Origin of the sequence: Burkholderia sp. Ac-20353 (assembly GCF_017104785.1) — a bacterium.
Classification (GTDB): domain Bacteria; phylum Pseudomonadota; class Gammaproteobacteria; order Burkholderiales; family Burkholderiaceae; genus Burkholderia.
Genome location: NZ_JAAGPL010000021.1, coordinates 24904 through 43791, shown reverse-complemented (window position 1 = coordinate 43791; position 18888 = coordinate 24904). Strand labels below are relative to the sequence as shown.

Below are 18888 nucleotides of genomic sequence, written 5' to 3'. Positions count from 1 at the left end.
GACAGCAAGGGGTAGTCGACGGTGAAATCGTTGGACGGTTTGGGGACAACGAAAATTGGCTCGTCGACTTGCTTCCGCGGCGGCGCCAATACAGACTGTGGCTTGAGACGAGACGAAGCATCAATGGCAGTGGGTTCGCGCCGCCGCTTCCAGTTACGTTGGACTGTTTGGGCAATACTATTACTGCTCGTCATCATGCGAAGGGCACAAATTTAGGTGGGCGCCAACATGAATGAATATGACTGCTGGTGCGTGGTGACAAGATTTGCCGAAAGAAAGCAGTATGATAGGGCGATTGAGTTTTGTGAGACTGAGCCATACTCAAGGCTTCCTTATTGTCAAAATTATCTTGGATGGACATTTTATGGGCTGAAAAAATATGAGACATCGGCTCATTGGTTCAGTAAGGCGGTAGAGCAGGGCAATGCTGAGGCTTTGTTTGGTATGGGCAGTATTTTTATGGCTCAAGGAGATTTGCAGTCCGCCATTCCGTGTTTGGAGGATTCGGCAAAGAAGGGTTTTTCAAGGGCGTATTTTTGGATCGCGCTGGTATATTATTATGGTAATAATGATGTTCCCAGGGATATGGGGCGGGCGACTCATTATTTCCAAATTGCAGCGGATCACGGATCCATTATGGCAAAGCGTTTTATAATATTCCTTGAGTCTCGGGGGTGGACGTGGAGGAGGTTTGTATGGTGGTTTAAACTTGCTCCGCTGTTAATTAGGGTAATGATTATTTCGTCGCGTAATCCGTATGATTTTCGAATTATAGATATCGGATATCAACACAAAAGTCCGTTTCCAAATCCTTACTACAAATTACCGGAACTTTAAAAATCTGATCACGACATACGGATTCCGTATCTGCGCTCGCGGTGCTGCCCGACGGGAGGTCCGCCTGGGGATCACGGGATCGTCGGATCAAGCTGTGGACCCTCAGTCGGTGACTTTTCGCTTTCAGCAATGCGGGTTTGTCGGCAAATGAGCCGGTACCTACCGTCCACGCACTCGAAATTTCGGCTGCGGCTGCTTCAGGCTGATTTTCTGAAGGCCCGTTCCACACCTGTGGACTGACGGCTGTGAGTCGGCGGCCGAGCGTCTCCTCCGGGTCGGGTAGCGCCCGTTGCTCCGGACTCAGACTGGATCTCCCTCAAGTGAAAGGAGATTGTCATGGGAGCGACAATCGGCATGGGGCCTTCGCGGGTAGAACGAAAAACCTGCAGGCAGTACAGCTGTTCCTCGGACATACCAAACTGGAAAGTACAGTTCGGTACCTCGGCATTGAAGTCGACGACGCCCTCGAGATGGCGGAGCAGACCGACGTGATTACGTGACGGCCGGCGAGCGGTCGCTAGCCGGCCACAACCGCACGTTCACATCGCTGTATGAATGGTCGACAATCGATGTCGAACATCTGCGTTCGCATGCTCTCGATGGATTGCCCATGAAAATGCCGACAATAGAGAAGCAAGACTCGCCCTACGGGTCAATCATCGTAATCAATGGCCCGAGCAGTTCTGGAAAAAGTACCTTGTCGAGATGCCTGCGTGATGAACTGCCGGGGCATCATCTGCATCTCGAGCTGGATGCATTTCGAAATATGGAGCCTGCGGGCTACTGGGACGTCGAGAAGCGATTGGCGCAGGTTCGCGTTGCTGCGTTATGCAGAGCGATAAATGCCACCGCCGCTACCTATTCCCGGCACGGTCAGGCGGTGATCGTCGATCACGTCCTTTCAGCCGACGCATGGCATTACATGCTTGAGGATTTGTTCGGTTTTCCTGTCTTCATCGTCGGTGTTTTTTGCTCGCTAGACAAATTGATTGAGCGTGAGCAAGCGCGCGGCAACAGGAAGATCGGGTTGGCCAAATCGCAGTTCGATTCGATCCACGCCGATCGCCATTACGACCATGTTGTTGACACGTCATCTTCGAGCGCGCTTGCCTGCGCGCAATCGATAGCGGAATGGTTGAGAAGTCAACCGGCTCCGATTGCGTTCGCGGAGATGTACCAGCAATTTTTCGGAAACGTGCGGTAGGCGGGTCTCGGCCAGAAGCGGGCGCTCGACGCCAAGGCGAGAATCGCTGACAATCCAGCCCCATAAGGCCCCCACGCAGGCCGTCTTGTCAGGAGCTTTCAACAGGAAATGGCGAGTTCAACGAGTTCCGACTGTGCAGGCGTTTCCCCTCATCGGCTGCATGTCCGTGATGCCAGGGCGGAGGACGTTCCCCTTCTTGCGACTATTCGCAACGATGCAACTGCGTACAAACTGAGCAGGGGAGACTTCGTTTGGGGACGAAGCGGGTGGACGGTCGAGGCGGCCCAGCGGACACTGGATCAAGGCGGTTTATACGTTGTCGAGCAAGACGGGATCGCGGCAGGGATGATGTCACTTTCGTGGCAAGACGACGAATACTGGGGACCACGGGAACCCAATGCCGGATACCTGCATGGACTTTCTGTTCGCGATGGCTTTCGCGGTCTTGGCCTTGGCAACTACGCAATCGACTGGTCTGCGGAATTCGTTCGCGCCCACAACCGTGATCGATTACGACTGGACTGCGAAGTGAAGAACGCAAGACTATGTGCCTATTATGAATCGCTGGGCTTCGCTCGCGTCGGAATGAAACCGTTTCCTAGCGGATATATTGCATCGCTCTACGAGCGGATCATCCGGTAGATCGGACGAAACGGGGCGCCATGTCGAACACTGACCTGCCGCTTTCCAAACGGCCCTTTTTCTGACTCAGTTGTCGATGGTTACAACAAAAGCGAAGCAGCACCGGAACTGGATAGACTTTTGCCTGACTGCCTCAAGTCGAGGTCGTGCCCTGGCAGGCTCAAGGCGTGTATTTTTTGAGTGTCTCGCTTTCGGCATCAAAGAGGCTCGCTGTTGTCTGTTCGCCGCGGCAATTTTTCTGGCGATGTTTACGGTGCCGCGTGCAGGCTTGCTGGGTATCCCTCGCTACGATTTGCTACTGGTGATTGCTCTGGCGATCCAGGCTGTCATGATTTGGGCCAGACTCGAATCTGTCGATGAAATCAAGGCAATCAGTCTGTTCCATGTGATCGGATTCGGGCTCGAGGTATTCAAGACATCGAAGGGAATCCAGTCATGGAGTTATCCAGACTTTGCGTATACGAAGGTTTGGGGTGTTCCGCTCTTTTCGGGTTTCATGTACGCAGCGGTCGGCAGCTATGTGATTCAGGCATGGCGGATTCTGGAGCTCCGCGTGCGGCATCATCCACCGTATTGGATGGCGGGTGCGATGGCGGTGATGATCTATATCAATTTCTTTACGCATCGCTACATCGGTGACTACCGCTGGTACCTGGCATGTGGATTGGCCGGACTGTATGCCCGCACGACGGTTTATTTCCGCCCGTTGGATCGTCGCAGAAAGATGCCGTTGCTTCTGGCTTTCGTGTTGATCGGATTCTTTCTGTGGGTCGCCGAAAACATCAGTACGTTCTTTTCAATTTGGCGGTATCCCAATCAGATCGGCGCGTGGGCTACGGTGAGTGCGGGCAAATGGAGTTCGTGGTCGCTGTTGATTGTCATGACGTTCACGATCGTGGCCAATCTGAAACATGTCAAGGCCAGAATTCACGTGCCAACTGCGTGAGGAACCTGGTCGTCCTGGCATGGATAGTGGTTCCTGCATCGCCAATTCAATTGAATTCAATTCGATTCTTTCAGCGGCCTTGACCTGCACAGACGCATGAAGCGTCCGAGGCGAAGGTGAAGCTGGATGCCCGTTGCAAAGCTGCCGGGCGATGTGTCATGCGAAGCTCCGAGGCGCTGCGGCCAACCGGCCACAGCGCAACTCAAAAAGGAACTGAGCATGTCCCAAACCCACGCAGACGTTATTTCCCAACCGAGCCCGGTTCTGACTGCATCGATGGCGCCCACGCTGCAGCCCGGCGCTCCCCGACCGGGACGCCGCGTCGAACGATTGCCGTTTGCCGTGCGCGTCGTTGCCGACGGCGACAGCATGAAGCGCGCCCTTCAGATGCGCCAGGCGGCTTACCAGCGTCACGTCCCGGATTTTGCACGCACGATGGATCAGCCGGAGACCTACGACAGCGATCCCGGCGGCCTGATCCTGCTCGCCGAATCGAAGCTCTCCGGTCGCCCGGTCGGAACGATGAGACTTCAGTCCAACCGCTTCCAGCCGTTATCCCTTGAACAGTCGGTAGATTTGCCCGACTGGGTGTCGGGGCGGCTGATCGGGGCGACGCGCCTCGGTGTGGAGACCGGCGAGCCCGGCCGGATGGTGCGCCTCGCGCTTTTCAAGGCGTTCTATCTGTACTGCCTGCAAGAGCAGATCGACTGGATGGTGGTGGCGGCGCGCACCCCGCTTGACCGGATCTATGCGGGGCTGCTGTTTTGTGATGTCTTTGGCGAGAAGGAGTTCCGGCCGCTCGCCCATGCGCAAAACATCCCGCATCGTGTCATGGCATTCCAGCCGGGTAGTGCGGAGGCGCTCTGGCGCGGCGCACAGCACTCGCTTTACACGTTCATGATGATGACACATCACCCGGATATCGATCTGACTGCCGCGCCTTCCCTGGCCTGGTCAGAGCCGGTGCCGGCCGCGCTCGGGCAGGGGGCCGTTGCAATGCGCGCAAGCACTGCCTGGGCTACGCGGTGACCCGTGCGCGAAAGCGGTGAACGCTAGCGCTGTATCTCATGAAGATTGGGTGGCAGGCCATCGGTAGGTCGTACAATGGCGTGCACGGGGATGCAGTGCTGGAAATGCCGCGATCCACAGTCGGGTCGCTGGCCGGGGACACTACCGCCCCGGCCGGTGACCCGTGATGAGATTCATGTGTGACCGCGCGACTTCAATGGGCGCCACTTGACTGGCGTCGGTAAAGGATCTCGGACCTGGAAGCCGGTCCATGGAAAACAACGGATGATAACGCTAAGGCGCGCACACCTTTCTTTCACCGGCGGCGGTGTCGACCGAACGGCGTCGATGATTGAGACGCTTTCCTTCCTGTTTTCGTATTACGCGGTCCCGGTCGCGATCGGCATGCTGTCCCTGCTCGTGCTGCTGAATCCCGGTGCCCCTGCCGATGTACCGGTCGGCACGCCGGTCGCGCTGCGCGTGCTCGCCGATCCGGCTGGCCGTCTGGACGCGCCGACCGCCGCAACTGCCCTGCAACGCACGCGTCCGATCGATCAATATGACACGCGGCTAAGCGAAACACCGTTCTGGTTTGCTGCGACCGTCCCGACTCACGTGGCCGGCGCCACACAGCCGCCCGCGAATGGTTCGCCCGCGTCGCGCGTCGTCCTGCGAATCCCGTCTCGCCACATCCAGCAGATCGCCTGCTATGACGGAACCAGCCTCGAGCCGCTGGGGCAGGTATCGGACCAGCGCACGGTATCCGGCAATCTGGAGCGCTCCGGCAACGGCGTCTCGCTCATGCTCGGCCAGCGTACCGAAGCCTTGTGCCGTGCCGTCTTCAGCGGTCCCGCCGCCATCAGTGCAACCTACCTGTCGGACACCGAACAAAAAATAACCAACGATACCTTCTATCGCCGTGCCGGTCTGCTCGAAGGCGGACTTGCCACGCTCGCTGTGTTCGTGCTCGTCGCGGCGTTCATCAACCGTGACTGGGTGTATGTCCTGTTCGCGGCGTGGCTGTTTGGCAACCTTCGTCTCGGTGCCATCTCGATGGGTTGGGACACATTGTGGCTCGGCTCGCCTATTCCCGTTGGCTGGGTCTCGTTGGTTCGCAAGATCACCGTGCCGGTCTACTACATCCTGACCTGCACGCTCTTTGCCACGTTGTTTCGCCACGACCTGCCGCGCATCGGCTATCAGCGGCTCTTTCGCGCGGTCCTTGGGCTTGGCTTTGTGCTGCTCGCCGCATCGATCGCACTACCGGTGCCGATGTACTTGCCGCTCATGTGGGTCACGGCAAGCTTCGCGATTGGCGTGGTGGTGTTCATGCTCGGCCGGTTGCTGATCTACGCCCCGTCGCGCACGGCCATGTGGTATGGGGCCGCGCTCGCGGTGACGCTGCTTGCGAGCCTCTCCGAAGTCGCGACGGCAGCGTTCAAGACGCGAATTCTGATTCACGGCTTGAACAACGTGACCGCCGCGCTCATCTCGAGTTTGATGGCGGCGTTTGCGATCGCCGAGCAGATCCGGTCGGAACGTCAACAGCGCGCGCGCATGCGGGCCGAGTTGAATCGAACGTACGCGCTTACGCCAGTCGGGCTCTTTACGCTAAACGCCGACGGCAGCTTTGCACGTTTCAACCCCGCGCTTCAAGCCATGCTCGGGATGCGTGCCAGCGATGCGCACCACCATTGGGACGATTACTTCACGCCGGGAAGCTGGAAGCCGCTTTATGACCAGGCGATGGCAAGTGGCGACGCCGTCGAGCGCGAGTTGGCGCGGGATGCCGCGCCGCTTGGCGATGAAGCAACCGATGACGATCCATCAGAGGCAGCCGGCGCCACGCATTGTCACTATCTCGTGCGTGCTGCTCAAGCCGGCACCCAGCTCGAAGGCTCCATCCAGGACGTCACGGAGCGCCAGCGGGCCGTCCAGACACTACGCTATCTTGCCGAGCACGACCCGCTCACGGGGGCGCTGAACCGCCGCGGGATCGAGCGCGAGATGCACGACATCACCGAACAGGCGGTGGCCACTGGCGAACAGCGCATCATCGGCTACCTGGACCTGGATCGCTTCAAGCTCATCAACGACTTGTACGGGCACCACATCGGCGACGAGGTATTGCGCCAGGTACGGCAGCGAATGGAAGGCGAACTCGCTCCGGCCGACCGCATCGGTCGCATTGGGGGCGATGAGTTCGTGATCCTGTTCGGCGCGTCACCACTCGAAGACGCGGCAATGGCTGCGCAGAAGATGGTCGACACCATTGGCGGCGCACCGTACCGGATCGGCAAGCGTGCGTTCCAGGTTCGGGCATCGGCAGGCGTCATCGAATCACCACCGGGTCTGCGCGCCGAAGAGGCGATCTCCATGGCGGACGCCGCGTGCCGCGACGCGAAACGCAATGGCAACGGCCGCGTGGTCACGTATCGCAGCAATGCGACAATCTTCGGTGAGCGTGCGCGCGACTTGAGCCTGATCGAAACGTTCAGCGGCGATTTGCCGAGCGACGGGTTCTACCTGGCGATGCAGCCCATCATGTCGATGGAAGCGCCATACGATGCGCTCGACTTCGAGGTATTGCTGCGTATGCGCGCGCCGGACGGCAGCACGATTCCACCTGTGCGTGTTATCGCGGCCGCGGAAGCCAATGGCACGATCTCCGCGCTCGACCAGTGGGTGATCCGAACGATACTCGAGTGGATCGACCGCCATCGTGCGAAGCTGACGCGCACGCGCTTCATTTCGGTCAATGTGAGCGGCGCTTCGTTGAACGACGAGCACTTCGTCTCCGAGATTGGCGCGCTTTTCCGTCGTTATCGGCACGTGGTGCCGATGCTCTGCATCGAGATCACCGAAGGCGTCGCGCTGCATGATCTGGACAATACCCGGCGGCTGATCGACAGTCTTCAGCAGCTCGGCGCACGCGTCGCACTCGACGACTTCGGCTCCGGCTATACGTCGTTTCCGTATCTCCGTGACTTGCCGGCCGATGCGCTGAAGATCGACGGCGGATTCGTGCGCGACATCCATCATCTGTCCGCCAACGCGGCCATCGTCGAAGCAGCCATCGGCCTCGCGCGCAATCTCGGCATGCAGAGCATTGCGGAATGGGTGGAAGATGCAGCCACGCTCGAAGTACTGCAGAGCATGCGCGTCGACTTCGTGCAAGGTTTCGGCATCGCGCGCCCCCAATCGCCAGAGACGATTCTTGCGGCGACTTCGGCAGCGGATTTCATCGAAGATCCAGCGATATTGGCATTGATCGGGAAGCGAGAACTTCATCAGTCCGACGACGACGGTCCCCCGGGCCAGCTGCATTAGTCGTATGGTGTGTCCGCCTCGCGGATCTCGTGCGTAGCCGCACGACGGTGAAGTCAAAGTCAAGCAGGTAATGGTTGACACAGGCCGCCGCGGCGTCCGGCACCGCTACATTCTTCAGCGGCGATCAACGTCGATCTTCCGGACCATCGATCTGCGCGGGGCAATCTGCGCGGTAACCGCTAGAATTGCGGTTTTAGCCCAGAATACGTCCATGTCCTTTGCCTCGCTTGGCCTGATCGATCCGTTGCTGCGTAATGTTCAGGACCTCAATTACCAGACACCTACGCCAGTGCAGGTCAAGGCGATTCCTGCTGTGCTCAGCGGCAAGGACGTCATGGCTGCGGCACAGACCGGTACGGGCAAAACGGCAGGTTTTGCGCTGCCGCTGTTGCAACGGCTGGTGCAACACGGCCCGGCGGTGTCCAGCAACCGCGCGCGCGTCCTGGTGCTGGTGCCCACGCGTGAACTGGCCGAACAAGTGCTGCAAAGCTTTATCGCTTACGGCAAAGGCCTCGACTTGCGCTTTCTGGCCGCGTACGGCGGCGTGAGTATCAACCCGCAGATGATGAAGTTGCGCAAAGGCGTGGACGTGCTCGTTGCCACCCCGGGCCGTTTGCTGGATCTCAATCGCCAGAACGCAGTGCAGTTCGATCAAGTGCAAACGCTGGTGCTGGATGAAGCCGACCGCATGCTGGATCTGGGCTTTGCGCGCGAACTCAATGCCGTCTTCGCTGCGCTGCCCGTTCAGCGCCAGACCCTGCTGTTCTCTGCGACGTTCACCGATGATATCCGCGCGATGGCGGCGAGCATTCTGCGCGGCCCGGTCAATATCAGCGTCAGCCCGCCCAATGCCACGGCCAGCAAGATCAAGCAGTGGGTGGTGACGGTCGATAAAAGGAACAAGCCTGAGCTCTTCATGCACCTTGTGGCTGAGAACAACTGGGAGCACGCGCTGGTGTTCGTCAAAACCCGCAATGGCGTGGATTACCTGGCGGCCATGCTGGATGAAGCGGGCTATGCGGTCGACACCATCCACGGCGACAAACCGCAACCCGCGCGCCTGCGTGCGCTGGAGCGCTTCAAGACGCGCGAAGTCCAGATGCTGGTCGCCACCGATGTGGCTGCGCGCGGGCTGGATATCGACGACCTGCCGCTGGTGATCAACGTTGATCTGCCGATCGTCGCGCAAGACTATGTGCACCGTATTGGACGTACCGGCCGCGCAGGCGCCAGCGGTGTGGCGGTGTCCCTTGTGTGTGCCGATGAAGCACCGCAACTGGCCGCGATTGAAGCGCTGATCCGGCAAACGCTGCCCCGTGAAGAAGAGCCGGGTTTTGAAGCCGAACACCGCGTGCCGCAAACCAGCGCGACGGGCGAGCTCATCAAGAAACCCAAAAAGCCCAAGAAGCCCAAAGTGCCGCAAGCTGCGCCGGGCGCCACGCAGGTGCTCGGCAATAAATCGCGCCCGCAAAGTGGCGAGAACAAACGCAAGCCTGCGTCGCAGCGCGCTGTGGCCGCGGGTAAAGGGACAAGCGGCACAAGCGGTACAAGCGGCACAAGCTTGTCCAGCGGTAGTCCATTCAGTGTGCAAAAGCCGCGCAGCAAACCCGCCGGCAAGCCCGCTGCGGGTTCACGCAAGCCGGCTGGCAAACCCGCTGGTGGCCGCGTCAAACGTGTTGCATCGACCGGTTGAATCCGCACCCGGATGCGGTTGTCGTTTCCGCGCCAGCGCGTGAGGCCGCGCGGGGTCGTCGACAGCCTTCCGCGTCCGCGGCAGCCAACGTTGCGGTGCGACCTTCGTCGACGGTCCGGGTTCGGCCGCAACGTAACGTTCGTCTACCGCAGTAGAATTGCCGACAGCCCCACTGATTCGTCCGTTCCCTTTCTGCGAGAAGCGCAATGAAAGTTACGATCGCCTACATAGAAGAACCTCCGTTCGGCTGGACCGAATCAGGTCAGAGGGCGACGGGAGCAGACATCGAGTTGGCGGAACAGGTCCTGACGGCGATTGGCGTCACTAGCATCAAGCACCATCCGACAACATTCAACGAGTTGCTCCCCGGAGTCCGGATGGGCCGGTGGGATATGAATGTCCCACTTTTCGTTACACCCGAACGCGCCGCGCAGGTCACGTTCAGTCTGCCGGTCTGGGCGATCAGCGACGGATTTCTCGTTCGAGCAGGGAATCCGAAATCACTTGACAGTTATTCAGCCGTGGCCGCCCGGCACGATGCCCGCCTTGGAATCATCACCGGACAGGTGCAACACGAGTCGGCTCGAGCATCTGGTGTGCGTGAGGAGCAGTTCGTCATATTCGAACAGCAATCAGATGCAATCAACGCACTGCGCTCCGGTGAAATAGATGCGTATGCGAGCACTGCCTTGGGCAATCGCGTACTTTCAACTCGTATTGGCGGTCTGGAATTCGAGGCCGTTTCGCACGAGACCGCCGGCATCGGTCGTCAACGCCCGCCAGTCGGGGCATTTTCGTTCAATAAAGGCAATGGGCGCCTGCTTGATGCGGTGAACAAGCAACTTCGTTTGTATTTGGGAAGCGATGATCATCGAACTCGCATGGCGAAATACGGCCTGACGAACAACGAGTTGGAGCCCGCACGTGTCAATGGATGCGCCCGGCGCGATGAGTAAGCAACTGGTGCAGCGGGGTCATGGTTACGAGGCATACCCGGAGGCCAGAATCGGCCATGAGCGGTCCTTCATGATTGAATCGCGAAGGACCGTTCATGCGCAAAGCGCCGCCCTTTAACGAGCGGCCGGAACCGACGACTCTTCCGCCAGAATCACATCCTACGAGGTTACGGCTGCAACTCCTTCCAGCGCGATAATCCTGGTCGTCGCGCATCTCTCACGGAGCGCCCTGAGGCGGACGTACTCCGGCGACTCATACCACGCCATCAAGGAATCCATGTCGGGAAACTCGACGATGACAAGGCGGTGCGGTTGCCAATCACCTTCGAGCACTTTAGTCAGACCACCACGGCCCAAATATTTCCCGCCATAGCGCGCCTCGGTAGCCGGCACTTCTCGTTTGTACTCTTCAAACAGAGCCGGGTCCTTCACATCGACATCGGCAATCAGATATGCAGTCATGGCGTGATCCCTTTCACGGAAGTTCGACGGCCTACGGTCACTGTTTGATTGTAGGCGCCCTCGCGTCGACCTCCGAGTACGGCCAGGCTGCGTCGTTCGCGCATCACTGACGGTAGTGATGCGGAGCGATGCCGATGATGCGCTTGAACATCGTCGAAAATGCCGTCGGACTGCTGTAGCCGAGGTCATAGGCGACGCGCGTGATCGAGCGGCCCTGCGCAAACCAGGCGATGGCCGCGAGCAGGCACGCCTGCTCGCGCCACTCGACGTAGCTAACCCCCAACTGTTCGCGGAACAGCCGCGTGAAGCTGCGGCGACTGAGCCCGACCCGGCTTGCCGCTTCGTCGAGACTGAGCGACGCGGACGGAGCCGCGAGCACCTCCCGGCAAAATGCGGCCAGGCGAGGCTCTTTCGGCAGCGGCGCATTGAGCGCCAATGGCTGCATCGCGGCGATCTCGTCCACGAGCAGATCCATGATCCGTCCCGCGCGCGTCATCGGCTCATACAGCGCAGGTTGTCGTACGGCCTCCGAGATCAGGTCCCTGAGCAAGTGGGACGTGCTCAGCACACAGCAGTGACGCGGCAACAGGCTGGCCTGTTGCGCGTCCGAGTGGACAAACGCGTTGAGCATCCGCACCTGGCCACTCATCTGCATTTCGTGCGGAACTTCGGCGGGGAGCCAGACCGCACACTGCGGTGGAACGATCCAGTTTCCCGCCGTCGTCAACACCGTCATCACGCCTTCGGCTGCGTACGCGAACTGGCCGCGCGCATGCGTGTGGTCGGGATGCGTGAAACCCGAAGGATAGATGCGTTCTGTCGCTATGACGTCCCTGGGGACTTCCTCATAGCTCACCGGTATGGCGACTCGCATGGCCCGAACTATTGTCTGATTGACCTGATCGTGAGCGTGAAACAACGAACGGAAATCTACCATGCCTGTTGCACGCAGTATTCGTATTCCGCTCACTTTCCATCGATCGCTTTCCTGAAGAGGCAACAATGACACTGCGCAACGAGCAAATGCTGGCCCGATACAGTCAATGGGCCAATGAGTCGATCTATGACGTGGTGGCAGGCCTGCCCGAATCGGAGATTGCGGCGCCCCGTGAAACCGTCTTCGGGAGTGTTCTGCGCACGTTGGGGCACAACTACGCCGTCGGCGCGATTTTTCAGGCGCATCTGGAGCGACGTGCACACGGGTTCACCGTGCGCAACGTTCCCGATACGACGACGTTCGGCGAACTGCGCACGATGCAACGCGAACTCGATACCTGGTATGTGACGTGGATCGACAGGATGCAAGACAGCGAGCTGGATGAGTCAATCCGCTTTCAGTTCGTGGATGGCGGCGAGGGCGTGATGACGCGACGGGAAATGTTCTTCCATGTCGTCAATCACTATACGTTCCACCGCGGGTTCGCCGTCGATACGCTGCGCAGGATGTCTACGGTCGTCCCGGCCACGGACATCACCGTCTATCTCTGCGATCACGCCCGGAAGTAAGCCATGCCTGTCACATGTCACTCATTCGTATCAATCCCACACGCGTTGAATGGAAGCATGCGGAAAGGTCTGTATATACGCTATAGTCAGACAATTGTATGATTTAAAACTTTTCGTCGTTCCACCGGTTTTCATGGCGCGGAGAATTCAGTGCGAGATTCCAGGCTGAAAATTGCAGTACTTTTTGGTGGCGATAGCACGGAGCGTGAAGTCTCCATTGCGAGCGCCGGCCAGGTAGTCAACGCACTGCGAAGCCTGGGCCACGACGTGGTTGCGGTGGATTCCGCGCGAGGTTTGCTGGCATCCGAAGAGGAAGCTCGGCTGCTGGCATCGCGAGTGGACGAAACGCCTCCATCGTCGCAGGCGTTGACCGAGTTTCGATCGAGCTTGCCGAAGATACTTCCCGCCGGCGACCTCGCCGACGTCGACGTCGTGTTCCTTGCGCTGCACGGCGGCGTTGGCGAGGATGGCACGATTCAGGCGATGCTGGATTGGGCCGGCGTCGCGTATACAGGCAGCGGGCATCTGGGCAGCGCATTGGCGATGGACAAGGACACCGCGAAGAAGCTGTTCGTCGCTGCCGGCATCCGAACGCCCCACTGGTTGATGGCACCCTGCGACGCAGACGAGGTGCTGCAGCGCATCGGCTATCCGCTCATCGTGAAGCCGAATCAGCAGGGCTCGACGGTTGGCCTGTCACTGGTGCGGGATCCGGCGGACCTTGACGCCGCGGTGCGTCGCGCCGGGGAATTCGATACGGAAGTGATGATCGAGCAGTTCATCGCCGGCAGGGAGTTGACCGTTGGTGTGCTGGGCGATCGCGCCTTGACGGTCGGTGAAATCGTCATCGCGCCGGATGCCGTTTTCGACTACAAGGCGAAGTATCAGGCGGGCGAAGTGCGCGAGCTGTTTCCAGCCGACTTGCCGCAGCACATCGTCGAGGCCGCGCAGCAGACCGCTCTGCAGGTGCACGCACTGTTGAAACTCGACGGCTACAGCCGCACCGACTTCCGGCTCGACGCGCAAGGCAATCTCTGGTGCCTGGAGGTCAACACGCTGCCGGGCATGACGGCAACGAGCCTGCTTCCACAATCCGCCGGCGCATCCGGCATATCGTTCGCGCAATTGTGCGAACGCATCTGTCATGCAGGGATTGCGCGCCACCGATCGCGCAACTGACGTCGGACGCTGCAAGCGCCTGCCGACCATCGATTGCCGCTGGTCGCTTTCCCTGTCGCCGGGCAGACGATCGTCCGGTCGTACAGAACAGATCCATCCCCTTCATCTGTGGTTACTTGCGCCTGAGGCCGCTCGATGCTGACGCTAGCCGATCCGATGATTCGCCAGATGCCGTTGGTCGAAAGCGCGAATCCGTTCGTCAATCTGGAAACGTTCGATGAACGCATCGCGGTCGATTCCAGCCGCGTGCTCACCGAGAGCCGCAGCGATCATTTTCTGTGGGTTCGGCTTGAAGTGGCCGAGCGGCTGAGTGTGGCAAATCGGCTCCTGCGCGCGCCATTTCGCCTTCTGATCGTCGAGGGTTATCGGCCACTCGCCGTTCAGCGGGCGTACTTCCGTGAGCACATGATCACGCTGCGCCAGCGATATCCTGACGCCGACGAACATGCTTTGATCGACCTCGCGAGCAGGTGGGTTGCCCCGCCCGACGTCGGCGCCCATCCCACCGGAGCGGCGGTCGACCTGACGTTGCAACGTGCCGATGGCAGTCTTGTCGACATGGGCGGCGTGATGAATGCTACGGATGACGAATCGTCTGGAACCTGTTACACGAGCAACGCTTTTATCTCGCGCGAAGCCGCGCGACATCGTCAGATCCTTTTTGATGCGATGACTGCGGCCGGTTTCGTGAACTATCCGTCCGAGTGGTGGCACTGGTCGTATGGGGATCGGTACTGGGCCGTGTGCGAGAAACAGCCACAGGCGCTTTTCGGGCCCGTCGAGGAGGAGGCGCTGATCGAGATGGCCCGGTCGCCGGTCTCGGCCATTTCGCCCATCGGATGCGGCACGGGTACATCCGGCTAGCACGCTTGCCGATCCGCTCGTGCCGCGACGCTGCCGCGATCGCGACGGTTTCCGGATGTAACCGGTCAGGCCTTCGGGCTGCCCGCGACTCAAAAGTCCTTGCGCATCTTGCGAAGCAGGTCACCGCCCGATTGGTGCGTGTTCACCGCATTGATGATGTCGGTGAGAAACCAGGGCAGGGTCAATTGCGCGTCGGGATCGGCAACGCATACGCGGATCAACGGGGGTTTTGACGGGGAGCGGGAGATTCGCGTCGCGTCGGGGGAGGTCGGCGGGACACAATTTCTTGCATCCGCCGGAACGGCGGGCACGTTGTCCTGACTTGCGCCGTAGGCTGTCGGCAAGCTGACGACGGCAAGCACAAGCAGGGCAGCGGTAGAGCCAACGTGCTTCATTCGAGTCTCCGGCGATGTTCGTTGGACAAAGCGGCCGGGTACGAGTTCGGTGATGGCCGTCCACCGCAAAGACCCGCGATCAGGCCGGCCGCAGTGCGTCGGCAACCAGTGCGATCACGGCCGCGCGTTCCGTCGCGGGCGCGAACAGTGGCGCGCGGCGCGCGCACTGCTGCCGCAACTGCGCGAGAAAACCGGCGTCGCGGCTCGCGCGCTCGAGCAGCAGCGCGAGCTGCGCGGCGTCACCTGCCGGGAAATACCCGCCGTAATCGCGGCCCAGCATGCCGACGTTGCCGGGGATGTGACTGGCCAGCACCGGCACGCCGCTCGTGACGGCCTCGATGATCACGTTGGCGCCCCCTTCCATCACGCTGGAAATGACCATCGCCTGAGCCTGCGCGATGCGCCGCCGCGTGTCGGCGTGCGGCAGGTTCTGCAGCCAGACGTAGCGCTGCCCCGCCGGCCAGGCCTGCGCCTGCAGTGCGCGGGCCGCTTGCAGATACGTGTCGTCGAGGGCGCTGCCGATATGCGTCAGGCGCACGCGTGAATCGTCGGGAAGCAGCGACAGCGCCCGCATTGGCGTCAGCGGATCCTTCTCCGCGCGCATATGGCCGACCAGCACGACATCGAACGCGTCCCCCGGTGCCGCTGCCGCATGGCATGCCGGGGCCGACTGATAGATCACCCGGCACTTGGCGCGATGCGCGGCCGGCAGCTCGTCAGGCCCTTCGTCCTGCAGCACGACGAGGCCGGTCGCGAGATCGAGGGAGCGTCGGGCGGACGCATCGCTGCGGATGTCGCGGTACAGGTCGGTGCCGGTCAGCACGACGATCAATGGGCGTCCCGGGCACGCAGCGGCGAAGCGGGCGATGGATTCGGCGGAGCGCCGCGCGTGCAGCGCGATCAGGCACGCCGGCGGCGCGCCGTCGTGGCTTTCCGGCGTCCATTCGGCGGCCACCGTGACGGTGTAATCCTTCTGCAGAAAGCCGGACCAGCGATGGGCGGTCTGCCAGTTGCCGTTGTTGGCTTTGCGCAGTGCCGGGCTGATAATCGCGACGTTGGCCTTGGGAGGACGCATGTCGATCGGGTCTGAAGGGGTTGCAGCCAGAAGCATAAGCAAGTTTGGGCTCCGTGCGGCGTTTTCCGCATCGCACAAGCGCACCTGGGCCATCATCGAGGATCTGTCGCCGTCCGGGTGGCAGGTCCGCTACGATCCGGGGATCAATCCGCCGTTGTGGGAGTACGCGCACGTCGCATGGTTCACCGAGCACTGGGTGCTGCGGGAACCGCGTCCCGACGCGAGCGGCCGCCTGGTCGCCACGCTGCCTTCGATCCTGGCGGACGCCGATTCGCTGTTCGACTCGATGCGCGTCGCGCATCAGTCGCGCTGGCATCTGCCGATGCCGCCGCTCGACGCGGTGCGCGCGTACGTTGGCGTCGTGCTCGAGCGCGTGCTCGCCAGGCTCGACGACGCTGACGATACCGACGACGCGCTGTATTTCTTCCGGCTCGCGCTGTTCCACGAAGACATGCACGCAGAGGCGCTGACCTACATGCGCCAGACGCTCGACTACGCGCTGCATGCGCCGGTTGCGATGCCCGCGGTCCGGCCGGAAGCCGGATCGGTCGGGGCGGGGGGCGACACCTTCCTGATGGGTTCGCCGGCCGGCAGCGGATTCGTGTTCGACAACGAGAAGTGGGCGCATCCGGTCCGGCTCGCGCCGTTCCGGATCGACACCGCGTGCGTCAGCCATGCCGCGTTCGCCGAATTCGTCGCGGACGGCGGCTACCGCGACGGGCGCTGGTGGTCCGACGCCGGCCTTGCTTGGCTGCAGCAGAGCGGGCTCGCTCATCCGGCGCGCTGGCGCATTGCCAGCGGCGCGCCGTGGCAATGGGAATGGCGCTGGTTCGGCGAATGGGTGCCGTTACCGCTCGACCGGCCCGTGTGCCACGTGAACGCGTACGAGGCGCAAGCCTATTGCCGCTGGGCCGGCAAGCGCTTGCCGACGGAGGCGGAATGGGAATACGCGGCCACGCATGACCTGATCGACTGGGGCGGATCGGTATGGGAGTGGACGGCCGATCCGTTCGAGCCTTTCGCGGGCTTCTCGGCCGATCCGTATCAGGAGTATTCCGCGCCGTGGTTCCATACGCATCGCTCGGTGCGGGGCGGATCGTTCGTCACGCGCGACCGCATGCAGCATCCGCGCTACCGGAATTTCTACCTGCCGCACCGCAACGACCTGTTCGTCGGATTCCGCTGCTGCGCGTGACGGCTGCAGTCGCGTGCGTTGCCCCGCCGCGTTGGGGAAAAAGGCCGGTGTCGCGGCGGCCTTATTCGTGTTTTCCCGGATTCAGAATTCACCATGCAACGCCGATGTTGCAGAGGTGGCATGAAGAAAACCAACACGAGGGCCATCATGACGACGCCTGCAACAAGCGGCATCAGTTCCACGCAGGATGAAACAGTCGATGCGATGCAGCCGGCCGGCGACCCACCTGCCGCCGTGATCCTGCTCGTCGACGACGAACCGGGCGTGCTGTCGGCGCTCAGGCGCCTGCTCAGGCAGTCCCGTTACGACGTCCGCACCGCCGACAGCGGCGAGGCGGCGCTCGACATCCTGGCGTCGGGCGACGTCGATCTGATCGTGTCGGACATGCGCATGCCGCACATGAGTGGCGTGGAGTTTCTCGCCCGCGCGCGCGCGATGTATCCGGACACGATGCGCATCCTGCTGACCGGCTACTCGGAGATCGAAGCGGTGGCGCGCGCCGTCAACGAGGGCGGCATCTATCGCTACCTGAACAAGCCGTGGGACGACCACGACCTGCTGCTGACGATCGAACAGGCGCTGGAGCAGCGGCGGCTGCGCAGCGAAGCCGAGAGGCTCGCGGCGTTGACGCAGACGCAGAACGAAGCGCTGCGCCGCTTCAACGCGGAGCTCGAAAGCCAGGTGCGGGCCCGGACCGAGGAACTCGGCCAGACGGTAATGTTCCTCGAGGCCGCGCAGCGCGACATGAAAAGCAATTTCACCGCGATGGTCCAGGTTTGCGCGAGCATGGTCGAACTGCGCTGTGGCGTGGTCGGCGGGCAGTCGATGCGGATCGGCGAGATCGCGCGGCATCTCGCGCTCGCGTGCGGGATGAGCAGCCACCATGCGAAGGACGTCTATTTCGCGGGGCTGTTGCATGGCATCGGCAAGCTGTCGCTGCCGGACGAACTGCTGCACAAGCCGCTCGTCCGGATGACGACGGATGAGCAGCGCTTGTACCAGCAGCATCCGCTGCGCGCGCAGATGGTGCTGACGCCTGTCGCGCAGCTCCATCACGTTGCGTCGATCGTGCTGCACCAGTACGAGCGGTTCAACGGCCGCGGCACGCCGGACGGGCTCGCGGGCACCGACATTCCGCTCGGCTCGCGGATCATCGCGGTCGCGCGCGATTTCGAAGGATTGCGCCACGGCGAGATCGGCGCGCCGCAGTCCGCCGAGCAGGCGATCGATGTGCTCAGGTCGCAGGCCGGCGTGCGCTACGACCCGCAGATCGTCGAGTGCTTCGTCGGGCTGATGAAGCGTCCGGCGGAATTGGGCATCGCGCCGTCCGTGGCGGAAGTGAAGTCCGAGCAGCTGTGCGAAGGGATGCAGCTCGCGGACGATCTGCGGACGCATCGCGGCGTGCTGCTGATCACGAAGGGGAGTGTGATGACGTCGCACCAGATCGACCTCGTCCGCCGTTTCGAAGCACGGGAAGGGACGCCGTTCGACATTCTGGTGCTGGCCGCTGCAGGCAAGCCCGCGTCTGCAGCGGCATCAGCGCAAGCGCAAGCGCAAGCGCAAGCACCGGCGGCCGGCGAACCGCCGGGCTGACGG

At 61.3% G+C, this 18888-nt stretch carries 17 protein-coding genes and 1 pseudogene; 14 read left to right on the top strand and 4 right to left on the bottom strand.

Translation table 11 applies throughout. The annotated features are described in order from the left end of the window. Nucleotides 1-228 precede the first annotated feature (228 nt). The 9 genes and pseudogenes from G3N94_RS10195 (at nucleotide 229) to G3N94_RS10160 (ending at nucleotide 10616) form a co-directional block, all read left to right on the top strand. A complete protein-coding gene (locus G3N94_RS10195; protein ID WP_205792260.1) occupies nucleotides 229-837 on the top strand; it encodes an SEL1-like repeat protein in 609 nt (202 codons plus the stop codon). Nucleotides 838-1208: 371 nt separating this feature from the next. Next, a pseudogene (locus tag G3N94_RS42310) lies at nucleotides 1209-1337 on the top strand (integrase); the annotation flags it as partial. Further along, nucleotides 1334-2041 carry an AAA family ATPase gene (locus tag G3N94_RS10190; protein ID WP_205792259.1) on the top strand — a complete coding sequence of 236 codons (708 nt, stop codon included), beginning with the start codon at nucleotides 1334-1336 and terminating at the stop codon, nucleotides 2039-2041. The pseudogene G3N94_RS42310 and the gene G3N94_RS10190, both read left to right, overlap by 4 nt. Before the next feature lie 108 nt (nucleotides 2042-2149). Further along, nucleotides 2150-2683 (top strand): GNAT family N-acetyltransferase, encoded by a 534-nt coding sequence (locus G3N94_RS10185; protein ID WP_205792258.1) that lies wholly within the window; start codon nucleotides 2150-2152, stop codon nucleotides 2681-2683. Nucleotides 2684-2759: 76 nt separating this feature from the next. Next, nucleotides 2760-3629: a DUF817 domain-containing protein gene (locus G3N94_RS10180; RefSeq protein WP_205792257.1), complete on the top strand. Its 870-nt coding sequence runs from the start codon at nucleotides 2760-2762 to the stop codon at nucleotides 3627-3629. A gap of 219 nt (nucleotides 3630-3848) precedes the next feature. Continuing rightward, complete coding sequence (locus tag G3N94_RS10175) at nucleotides 3849-4658, top strand: hypothetical protein (protein ID WP_205792256.1); 810 nt, start codon at nucleotides 3849-3851, stop codon at nucleotides 4656-4658. 327 nt (nucleotides 4659-4985) lie between these two features. Next, the gene (locus G3N94_RS10170) at nucleotides 4986-7967 is read left to right on the top strand and encodes an EAL domain-containing protein (protein ID WP_205792255.1); all 2982 of its coding nucleotides are present in this window, start codon (nucleotides 4986-4988) and stop codon (nucleotides 7965-7967) included. A gap of 211 nt (nucleotides 7968-8178) precedes the next feature. Then, entirely contained in the window at nucleotides 8179-9660 is a 1482-nt protein-coding gene (locus tag G3N94_RS10165; RefSeq protein ID WP_205792254.1) for a DEAD/DEAH box helicase, read from the top strand. A gap of 206 nt (nucleotides 9661-9866) precedes the next feature. After that, nucleotides 9867-10616: a transporter substrate-binding domain-containing protein gene (locus G3N94_RS10160; protein ID WP_205792253.1), complete on the top strand. Its 750-nt coding sequence runs from the start codon at nucleotides 9867-9869 to the stop codon at nucleotides 10614-10616. Between the two features lie 159 nt (nucleotides 10617-10775). Here the strand turns inward: G3N94_RS10160 and G3N94_RS10155 are convergent, their stop codons facing one another. Both G3N94_RS10155 and G3N94_RS10150 read right to left on the bottom strand, forming a co-directional pair. Then, the gene (locus G3N94_RS10155) at nucleotides 10776-11078 is read right to left on the bottom strand and encodes a DUF1330 domain-containing protein (RefSeq protein WP_205792252.1); all 303 of its coding nucleotides are present in this window, start codon (nucleotides 11076-11078) and stop codon (nucleotides 10776-10778) included. A 103-nt stretch (nucleotides 11079-11181) separates the two neighbouring features. After that, nucleotides 11182-12015: a helix-turn-helix transcriptional regulator gene (locus G3N94_RS10150; RefSeq protein ID WP_205792251.1), complete on the bottom strand. Its 834-nt coding sequence runs from the start codon at nucleotides 12013-12015 to the stop codon at nucleotides 11182-11184. 65 nt (nucleotides 12016-12080) lie between these two features. Between G3N94_RS10150 and G3N94_RS10145 the strand changes: the two genes are divergently transcribed. The 3 genes from G3N94_RS10145 to G3N94_RS10135 all read left to right on the top strand — a co-directional run bounded on the left by G3N94_RS10145 (nucleotide 12081) and on the right by G3N94_RS10135 (nucleotide 14627). Next, entirely contained in the window at nucleotides 12081-12584 is a 504-nt protein-coding gene (locus G3N94_RS10145) for a DinB family protein (RefSeq protein WP_205792250.1), read from the top strand. Between the two features lie 150 nt (nucleotides 12585-12734). Continuing rightward, entirely contained in the window at nucleotides 12735-13763 is a 1029-nt protein-coding gene (locus G3N94_RS10140) for a D-alanine--D-alanine ligase (protein ID WP_205792249.1), read from the top strand. A 135-nt stretch (nucleotides 13764-13898) separates the two neighbouring features. Continuing rightward, nucleotides 13899-14627: a M15 family metallopeptidase gene (locus tag G3N94_RS10135; protein WP_205792248.1), complete on the top strand. Its 729-nt coding sequence runs from the start codon at nucleotides 13899-13901 to the stop codon at nucleotides 14625-14627. 89 nt (nucleotides 14628-14716) lie between these two features. Here G3N94_RS10135 and G3N94_RS10130 read toward each other — a convergent pair whose 3' ends face one another. Both G3N94_RS10130 and senB read right to left on the bottom strand, forming a co-directional pair. After that, nucleotides 14717-15022 carry a hypothetical protein gene (locus tag G3N94_RS10130; protein ID WP_205792247.1) on the bottom strand — a complete coding sequence of 102 codons (306 nt, stop codon included), beginning with the start codon at nucleotides 15020-15022 and terminating at the stop codon, nucleotides 14717-14719. Nucleotides 15023-15101: 79 nt separating this feature from the next. Then, the gene (senB, locus tag G3N94_RS10125; protein ID WP_205792246.1) at nucleotides 15102-16097 is read right to left on the bottom strand and encodes a selenoneine biosynthesis selenosugar synthase SenB; all 996 of its coding nucleotides are present in this window, start codon (nucleotides 16095-16097) and stop codon (nucleotides 15102-15104) included. Between senB and senA the strand changes: the two genes are divergently transcribed. After that, nucleotides 16096-17292, top strand: coding sequence for a selenoneine synthase SenA (senA, locus tag G3N94_RS10120; protein WP_205792245.1), 1197 nt, complete (start codon nucleotides 16096-16098; stop codon nucleotides 17290-17292). The two genes, senB and senA, sit on opposite strands and share 2 nt — an antisense overlap. A gap of 147 nt (nucleotides 17293-17439) precedes the next feature. Further along, the gene (locus G3N94_RS10115) at nucleotides 17440-18885 is read left to right on the top strand and encodes an HD domain-containing phosphohydrolase (RefSeq protein ID WP_205792244.1); all 1446 of its coding nucleotides are present in this window, start codon (nucleotides 17440-17442) and stop codon (nucleotides 18883-18885) included. The last annotated feature ends 3 nt before the right edge of the window (nucleotides 18886-18888 follow it).

What these genes read in the sequence shown, in the direction of transcription:
- G3N94_RS10185 (WP_205792258.1), top strand. Translation starts at nt 2,150, where the DNA reads ATGGCGAGTTCAACGAGTTCCGACTGTGCAGGCGTTTCCCCTCATCGG.
- G3N94_RS10130 (WP_205792247.1), bottom strand. Translation starts at nt 15,022, where the DNA reads ATGAAGCACGTTGGCTCTACCGCTGCCCTGCTTGTGCTTGCCGTCGTC.
- G3N94_RS10115 (WP_205792244.1), top strand. Translation starts at nt 17,440, where the DNA reads ATGACGACGCCTGCAACAAGCGGCATCAGTTCCACGCAGGATGAAACA.
- G3N94_RS10145 (WP_205792250.1), top strand. Translation starts at nt 12,081, where the DNA reads ATGACACTGCGCAACGAGCAAATGCTGGCCCGATACAGTCAATGGGCC.
- G3N94_RS10155 (WP_205792252.1), bottom strand. Translation starts at nt 11,078, where the DNA reads ATGACTGCATATCTGATTGCCGATGTCGATGTGAAGGACCCGGCTCTG.
- G3N94_RS10150 (WP_205792251.1), bottom strand. Translation starts at nt 12,015, where the DNA reads ATGGTAGATTTCCGTTCGTTGTTTCACGCTCACGATCAGGTCAATCAG.
- senB (WP_205792246.1), bottom strand. Translation starts at nt 16,097, where the DNA reads ATGCGTCCTCCCAAGGCCAACGTCGCGATTATCAGCCCGGCACTGCGC.
- senA (WP_205792245.1), top strand. Translation starts at nt 16,096, where the DNA reads ATGTCGATCGGGTCTGAAGGGGTTGCAGCCAGAAGCATAAGCAAGTTT.
- G3N94_RS10180 (WP_205792257.1), top strand. Translation starts at nt 2,760, where the DNA reads ATGGTTACAACAAAAGCGAAGCAGCACCGGAACTGGATAGACTTTTGC.
- G3N94_RS10160 (WP_205792253.1), top strand. Translation starts at nt 9,867, where the DNA reads ATGAAAGTTACGATCGCCTACATAGAAGAACCTCCGTTCGGCTGGACC.
- G3N94_RS10175 (WP_205792256.1), top strand. Translation starts at nt 3,849, where the DNA reads ATGTCCCAAACCCACGCAGACGTTATTTCCCAACCGAGCCCGGTTCTG.
- G3N94_RS10135 (WP_205792248.1), top strand. Translation starts at nt 13,899, where the DNA reads ATGCTGACGCTAGCCGATCCGATGATTCGCCAGATGCCGTTGGTCGAA.
- G3N94_RS10165 (WP_205792254.1), top strand. Translation starts at nt 8,179, where the DNA reads ATGTCCTTTGCCTCGCTTGGCCTGATCGATCCGTTGCTGCGTAATGTT.
- G3N94_RS10195 (WP_205792260.1), top strand. Translation starts at nt 229, where the DNA reads ATGAATGAATATGACTGCTGGTGCGTGGTGACAAGATTTGCCGAAAGA.
- G3N94_RS10170 (WP_205792255.1), top strand. Translation starts at nt 4,986, where the DNA reads ATGATTGAGACGCTTTCCTTCCTGTTTTCGTATTACGCGGTCCCGGTC.